Origin of the sequence: Acidisphaera rubrifaciens HS-AP3, from assembly GCF_000964365.1 — a bacterium.
GTDB lineage: Bacteria > Pseudomonadota > Alphaproteobacteria > Acetobacterales > Acetobacteraceae > Acidisphaera > Acidisphaera rubrifaciens.
The window spans coordinates 1-532 of record NZ_BANB01000419.1 but is presented as its reverse complement, the minus strand read 5'-3'; the positions used below and the strand labels follow the sequence as shown (position 1 = coordinate 532).

Sequence of the window (532 nt, the reverse complement as noted above, 5' to 3'; positions counted from 1 at the left end):
ATCCGGAGCCCGCGCGCGTGCGGCCGGTGCGCATCCGGCGCGGCGCGTTCGGCCCCGGCCTGCCGCGCCGGGCGCTGCATCTCTCGCCCGACCACGCGGTGTATGCCAACGGCGTGCTGATCCCGGTCAAATACCTGATCGACGGCGACGCGGTCGCGCAGGAGACGCCGGCGACGGTGACGTATTTCCACATCGAGCTCGACAGCCACGACGTTGTGCTGGCGGAGGGTCTGCCGGTGGAGAGCTACCTCGACGTCGGCGACCGCGCCGGCTACGACCACGTCGCCGGTAGCCATGTCGGGACCGATGCCGCGCGGCGCTGGGAGAGCGATGGCTACGCGCCGCTCGTCTGCACCGGGCCGGTCATCGACGCACTGCGGCGGCGGCTGCGGCCATACGCGGGCACGCCGGGCCGCCGGTCCCGTCAGGCCGTGTCCGCCTTCAGCACCTCGCCGGCCAGATAGAGGCTGCCGCATACCAGCACGCGCGCAGGCGGGCCGCCCCCCGCCGCCCTGTCCGCCGCCGCGATGGC

The 532-nt window shown here is 74.4% G+C and carries 1 protein-coding gene; it reads left to right on the top strand.

Features of this window, described 5'->3' with window-relative positions:
* Window positions 1-464 (top strand): Hint domain-containing protein (locus tag B8460_RS12235; RefSeq protein ID WP_199445633.1); only part of this gene is annotated, 464 nt, incomplete at its 5' end.
* Window positions 465-532: the final 68 nt, after the last annotated feature.